Consider the following 6,471-nt stretch of genomic DNA (forward strand, 5'->3'; position numbering starts at 1 on the left):
TTCCACCGATGTTTGCGGCTGCGAGGCACCGCATGCTGGCTAGCATGAGCGCTACGGAACCCTATGAGGACACGCTGACCTGGAGTGACGTGGGCGTGAACGAGCTGCCGAGCGGGACGGTGACGCTTTTGCTCGCCGACATCGAGGGCTCGACGCGGCTGTGGGAGGCCCGGCCCGACGAGATGGCCGCCGCCGTCACATGCCTTGATCGTGCGTTGTGCGATCTCGTTGGCAAACACTGCGGGGTTCGCCCCATCGAGCAGGGTGAAGGCGACAGCTTCGTAATCGCCTTCGACCGCGCCGGCGACGCAGTCGCCTGTGCCCTCGACCTACAGCTCGCACCACTGCTCCCCATCCAATTACGTATCGCCGTTCATACCGGGGACGTTCAGCTCCGCGATGAAGGCAACTACATCGGACCGGCGATCAACCGGACCGGCAGGCTACGAGATCTGGCCCACGGGGGCCAGACTGTGCTGTCGGGGGCGACCGAGGCGATGGTCATCGACAATTTGCCCCCTAACGCCTGGCTGACGGAGCTTGGCCGCTATCAGCTGCGTGACCTGCCCCGCCCGGAACGCGTGCTACAGCTGTGCCATCCCGACCTACGAAATGAATTCCCGCCGTTGCGGACGTCGAAAACCGTTGCCACACATCATCTGCCAACCCGGCTGACCAGTTTCATCGGCCGCGCCGGGCAACTAGCCGAGGTGCGACAGACGCTCGGGAAGAACCGGTTGGTGACGTTGACCGGCGCCGGCGGGGTGGGAAAAACACGTCTCGGCGTTGAGGTTGCGGCGTCGTTGGCCGATCATCTCGAGGGCGGGGTGTGGTTCATCGACCTCGCGCCCATCACAGATCCCGAGCTGGTCGCGATCGCGGCCGCCCGCGCGCTGGGGCTGCCGGATCAGCCCGGTCGCACTACCACGGAGACATTGCTCGGGTTCATCGGCGACCGTCAGATGCTCGTCGTGCTTGACAACTGCGAGCACCTGCTGGACGAGACGGCGGCGCTGATCAAGACTTTGCTGGACGCCTGCGCCGGATTGCGGTTGCTGATGACGAGCCGGGAACCGATCGGCGTCGCCGGCGAGGTGACGTGGCGGGTTCCGTCGCTGTCGGTCGGCGACGAGGCGGTCGAACTGTTCGTCGACCGAGCTCGGTTGGCCCGGCCCGGCTTCAGCGCCGGCGACGCCGGCGCGATCGCGGAGATTTGTCGACGGCTGGACGGTGTGCCGCTGGCGATCGAGCTCGCCGCGGCGCGCGTGCGGGCGCTGTCGGTTGACGAGATCCGCGACAGCCTGCACGACCGCTTCCGCCTCCTGACCGGCACCACCCGCATGGCGGTGCGGCGCCAGCAGACCTTGCGGGCGTCCGTGGACTGGTCGCACGCGTTGTTGACCGAATCCGAGCGGGTGCTGTTTCGCCGATTGTCCGTGTTCGTCGGCGGGTTTGATCTGGCGGCCGCGCGGGCTGCTGCCGGGGACAGCGATGTCGAGCGCTACCAGGTGCTGGATCAGATCACGCTGCTTGTCGACAAGTCCTTGATAGTAGCCGAAAATCCCTGCGGTACAACGCGATATCGGATGCTGGAGACGGTCCGCCAATATGCATTGGAGAAACTCGGCGAGTCGGGCGAAGGTGAGGGAGTCCGGGCGCGCCATCGTGATCACTACCTGGGAATCGCCGGTCTGCTGGAGAACCCGGCCGAAGCGAGCGACGAGCGGCGGCTCGAGCAGGTCGAAGCCGAGGTCGATAATCTGCGCGGCGCCTTCAGCTGGTGCCTCGACAGCGGCGACGCGGACACCGCACTGCGCTTCGCGTCCGCGTTGGTTCCACTCTGGCTGGTGCGCGGCCGAGTTCACGAGGCGCTGATGGGTTGGTTCGACCCTGCGCTCAGCGAAACCGATGGCCGTCGCATTGACGTGACGCCCGCCGTTGCGGTGCGTGCGCTCGCCGATCGGGCCCTGCTGCACACCTGGGCGATCGGCGTCGACAGCGCGGACTGGGCCGAAGAGGCCGTGACGATGGCTCGGGAGATTGGGGATCCGGCCCTGTTGGCGCGTGCGCTCACCGCATCCGGTGTGATGCTCTCGTACGCGGGCCAGTCCGGACAGCAGTATCTGGACGAAGCGATCGGCCTGGCGCGCCCGTTGGGCGATAAGTGGACGCTGAGTCAGGTACTCGGCTGGCAGACCAACTTGGCATTTATGACCGGGGATCCGCGTGCCCTTCAGGCGTCCGGTGAAGAGGGCCGCCACCTGGCTGCGGCCGTTGGCGACCGCTTTACCGTCCGGCAGTGTCGCCAATGGTTGGGTTGGGCGCAAGCGATTTGCGGGGACCTCCCCGGAGCGGTTGCTTCGCTCCATGAGGTCGAAATCGACGCCCAGGCGGCACACGACATCATGTGGTGGGCGGTGAGCATGAACTTCCGCGGAATGCTGATCGCACTGCAAGGCGACGCCTCAGCCGCGCAGGCCATTCTGGACGTTCCAGCGCAGGTCATTTCCGAATTTGGTGACCTCTGGATGGGAAATGCCAATGGTATTCGAGCAGTCGCGGCGTTGGCCGCCGGCGACGTCGCCGATGCGGAGCAGTCGAGCGCACTGGCCTGGGAGCAATTGAGGCCCAACCCCATACACCAGCAGATGCATGCCTACCTGCGCGCCGAGGCGGCGTTGGCGAATGCGGATGTGTCCGCGGCGCGACGTTGGGCCGATGACGCCGTCGAGGTGGCGCTGGGCTGGCACCGGGTGTTGGCGTTGACGGCCCGGTCCCGCGTGGCAATCGCGCTGGACGAGCTGGATCAGGCCGAACGCGACGCGCACGATGCACTCGCTTCGGCGATCGGATTGGACGCACTTCTCGGTGTTCCGGACCTCCTTGAGTTGCTGGCGATCGTGACAGCCGGCCGCGAGAGGCACGCAGAAGCGGCCCGGCTCTTCGGCGCCGGAGAGGCGCTGCGGCAACGCATCGGCTCCGTGCGGTTCAAGGTTCACGCCGCCGCGCACGACGGTGCGGTCGCGCGGGCGCGGGAAACATGTAACGACCCCGATTTCGACGTCGCGTGGGCCGAAGGCGCGGCGCTGTCCACCGAGGAGGCGATCGCCTATGCCCAGCGGGGCCGCGGTGAACGGCGACGGCCGACCAGCGGCTGGGCATCGCTCACGCCGGCGGAGCGCGCCGTCGTCGGCCTGGTTAGTGAGGGGCTCGCCAATAAGGCCATTGCCACAAGGCTTTTCGTCTCGTTGCGAACGGTGGAAAGCCACCTTACCCACGTGTACGCAAAGCTGGGCCTGACGTCCCGGGTGCAGCTCGCCCAAGAGTCGGCGCGTCACGGGCGACCAACAACAATTTAGGGCGAGATCAGCTCGAGCCGTGGGAAGAGCGAACGATAGCGTCGGGGATCACGCGTCAGCAACGCGCGGCCGGTCACCGCGGCGTGGGCGCCGATGTAGAAATCCGATAGTGGAGAGCGCTTTTGGCCGCCCCGTCGCCGGTACTCGAGGAAGCATTTCCCGGCCAGAAAGGCCGCTTCCCAGGGCAGGGCCTCACGTTTGAGCTCGTCGGGCAAAGCCCGCTCGAGTTCTTCGATCCGGTCAAAGCCGATCGACAACTCGGCGTAAATGATCGGATTGATGAGCGTCTCCGCGCGGTCCAGCGCGTCGGCAAGCTGCGCCTCACACCATTCGCACCACCGGGGGTCGGCGGTGAAAAGGTCGAGCAGCACGTTTGAGTCGACGAGCGTCCCTGCCACCGAACCCGCTATTCGTCGCCGCGGGTTAGGGCCATGATTTCGTCGGTGCTCATCGCGACGGTGCCGCGACCTCGCATGCGGCGCGCAATCGCCGCACCGCGGTTCGCTTTCACCCGTACCAGCCGGGCGCCGCGTTCGTCGATCTCGAACTCGACCTCCGAACCCGGCTCAATACCGAGCCTGCGCCGCACTTCGAGCGGGATCGTCACCTGTCCTTTGCTTGTCACCCGCATGACGGACAGCCTACCAGGAGGTAATACCAGCGAGTATTACCGCCGCAGGCGCCTGCCGTGATAGACCAATGATCGTGAGCAGCCTTGCCGAACAGACGCGTTGGATGGACGCCACGGACCAGGCCGAGCTGGTGGCCACGGGCGAGGTCACGCCGGCCGAGATGCTCGAGGCGGCGATCGAGCGGATCGAGCAAGCCAACCCGGCGCTGAACGCGGTCGTCATCGAGTGGTTCGACCACGCCCGCTCCGTGGCGGCCGGCCCCGACCTGCCCGACGGGCCGTTTCGCGGCGTCCCGTTCCTGCTCAAGGACCTGTATACGAGCTTCGCCGGTCAGACCCTGTCCAACGGCAACGTCGCGCTGAAGGAGGCGGCCATCCTCGACACCGCCGACACGACGCTGGTCGCCCGGTTCAAGGCGGCCGGCCTGGTGATCGCCGGGCGGACCAACAGCCCCGAGCTGGGCACCCTGCCCACCACCCAACCGGTGGCCTGGGGAGCGACGCGCAACCCGTGGGCGCTCGATCGCACGCCGGGCGGGTCCAGCGGTGGCGCGGCCGCCGCGGTGGCCGCCGGCATGGTCCCGTTCGCCAACGCCTCCGACGGCGGCGGCAGCATCCGGATCCCCGCGTCGTGCTGCGGCCTGGTGGGGCTCAAACCGAGCCAGGGCAGGATCACGGTCGGCCCGGCCCGCAGCGAGTCCGGGCTCGGGGTCGAGTTGGGCGTCAGCCGCACCGTGCGCGACACGGCGCGACTGCTCGACGCCGTCCAGGGCCCCGGCGTCGGCGACTCCGTCATCGCGCCCGCGCCGCGGCGGCCCTACACCGAGGAGGTCGGCGCCGACCCGGGCCGGCTGCGCATCGGGCTGCTCGACGCGCATCCGCGCGGCGACTTCCTGCACGACGACTGCGCCGGGGCCGCCCGCGCCGCGGCCTCGATGCTGGAGGGGCTCGGCCACGCCGTCGAGCCGGCCTGGCCCGCATGCCTCGCCGACACGTCGCTGACCCCCAAGTTCATGGCGATGTGGGCGACGCAGACGGCGATGGCGGCCCGCGGCTTCGGTGCGACCCTCGGACGTGAGGTGACTGCGGACGACCTCGAGCCGGTGAACTGGGCGCTCGTCCAGCACGCGAAGCGGCTGACCGCCGTCGACTACGCCGCAGCCCAAGCGGCGGGATGGGCCTTCCGCAGGGAACTGCAGCGGTGGTGGGCCGACGGCTGGGACCTGCTGCTCACGCCGACGCTGGCCGAACCGCCGCTGCCGCTCACGGAGTTCGAGAACGACCCCGACGATCCCAACGCGCCGATGCGCCGCGCCGGGCAGTTCGCCGTGTTCACCCCGCCGTTCAACATGAGCGGGCAGCCGGCGATCAGCCTGCCCCTGCACCGCAGCGCCGCGGGTCTGCCCATCGGGGTCCAGCTGGTGGCGGCCTATGGGCGCGAGGACGTGCTCATTCGCGTTGCGGCGCAACTGGAATCGGCGCACCCGTGGTCCTCGGAGCACCCGCCGATCGTCTGCTCGCGGGGTGGTTAGCCCCTCATGCCGAGCGCGTCCCGCACGTGACCGCGCGCCCGGTCGAGCCGTGCGGCGGCCTCGGCCGCGTCGACGCCCGCGAGCAGCGCGACGATGGCGGTCTTGCAATGACCGCCCGCGGCGGCCAGCGCGGCTGCCGCGGCCTCCTCGTCGACGCCGGCCGCGTCCCGGACGATCCGCACCGCGCGGCGGCGCAGCTTCGCATTGGTCGCGCGCACGTCGACCATCCGCGGTCCGTAGGCGCGGCCGAGCGCGATCATCACGCTCGTCGAGAGCGCGTTGAGCACGACCTTCTGGGCGGTCCCCGCCGTCAGCCGGGTGGAGCCGGCGAGCACCTCGGGCCCGGTCAGCAACTCGATCACCACGTCGGCGGACGCCTCGATCCCCGGGTTGTTGACGACCGCGACGGTCAGTGCGCCCACCGCCCGCGCGTGCTCAAGCGCGCCGAGCACGTACGGTGTGCGGCCCGACGCGGTGATCCCGACGAGCGCGTCCGCGGCGGTCAGGTCGGCGAGATCGGTTGGGTCGAAACGGTCTTCGGCGCCCTCGATCGCCTCGGTCAGCGCCGCCGGCCCGCCGGCGATCACGCCGCGCACCAGGTGGGTGCCGAACGTCGGCGCACACTCGGCCGCATCGAGCACGCCGAGGCGCCCCGGCGTCCCGGCGCCGGCGTAGATCAGGCGGCCGCCCCGCTCGAGCCGCGCGGTGATCGCCTCGGCCGCCGCCGCGACCCGCGGGACCGCAGCGACCACCGCGCGGTGCGCCTCGCCCTCGGCGGCGACGAGCAGCGCGATGATGTCGTCGAGCGGCCGCGCGTCCAGGTCGTCCAGGTCCGGGCGGACGGCCTCGGTGGCCAGCGCGTCGAGGCCGCGCGGGGCCGAGCCGGCGGACACGCGGATCACGTGCGGCTCGTGGATCGCCCCCAGCCGCAGCGCGGCGCGCAGGGGGT

At 69.6% G+C, this 6,471-nt stretch carries 5 protein-coding genes; 2 read left to right on the top strand and 3 right to left on the bottom strand.

From position 1 onward, the window contains the following. Positions 1–32 precede the first annotated feature (32 nt). Positions 33–3,359, top strand: coding sequence for a LuxR C-terminal-related transcriptional regulator (locus A5673_RS20900; RefSeq protein ID WP_068236811.1), 3,327 nt, complete (start codon positions 33–35; stop codon positions 3,357–3,359). On the opposite strand, the gene A5673_RS20905 is transcribed toward A5673_RS20900, so the two are convergent. Then, positions 3,356–3,757 (bottom strand): type II toxin-antitoxin system VapC family toxin, encoded by a 402-nt coding sequence (locus A5673_RS20905; RefSeq protein WP_068236814.1) that lies wholly within the window; start codon positions 3,755–3,757, stop codon positions 3,356–3,358. The genes A5673_RS20900 and A5673_RS20905 overlap by 4 nt on opposite strands. Before the next feature lie 8 nt (positions 3,758–3,765). Then, positions 3,766–3,990 carry an AbrB/MazE/SpoVT family DNA-binding domain-containing protein gene (locus A5673_RS20910; RefSeq protein WP_068236817.1) on the bottom strand — a complete coding sequence of 75 codons (225 nt, stop codon included), beginning with the start codon at positions 3,988–3,990 and terminating at the stop codon, positions 3,766–3,768. 74 nt (positions 3,991–4,064) lie between these two features. Here A5673_RS20910 and A5673_RS20915 point away from each other — a divergent pair, with 74 nt between their 5' ends. Continuing rightward, positions 4,065–5,522 carry an amidase gene (locus A5673_RS20915; RefSeq protein ID WP_068236838.1) on the top strand — a complete coding sequence of 486 codons (1,458 nt, stop codon included), beginning with the start codon at positions 4,065–4,067 and terminating at the stop codon, positions 5,520–5,522. Here A5673_RS20915 and murQ read toward each other — a convergent pair. After that, the gene (gene murQ / locus A5673_RS20920; protein WP_082958866.1) at positions 5,519–6,415 is read right to left on the bottom strand and encodes an N-acetylmuramic acid 6-phosphate etherase; all 897 of its coding nucleotides are present in this window, start codon (positions 6,413–6,415) and stop codon (positions 5,519–5,521) included. The genes A5673_RS20915 and murQ overlap by 4 nt on opposite strands. Positions 6,416–6,471: the final 56 nt, after the last annotated feature.

It is taken from the genome of Mycobacterium sp. E3198, assembly GCF_001667015.1.
In the GTDB taxonomy this organism is placed as follows: domain Bacteria; phylum Actinomycetota; class Actinomycetes; order Mycobacteriales; family Mycobacteriaceae; genus Mycobacterium.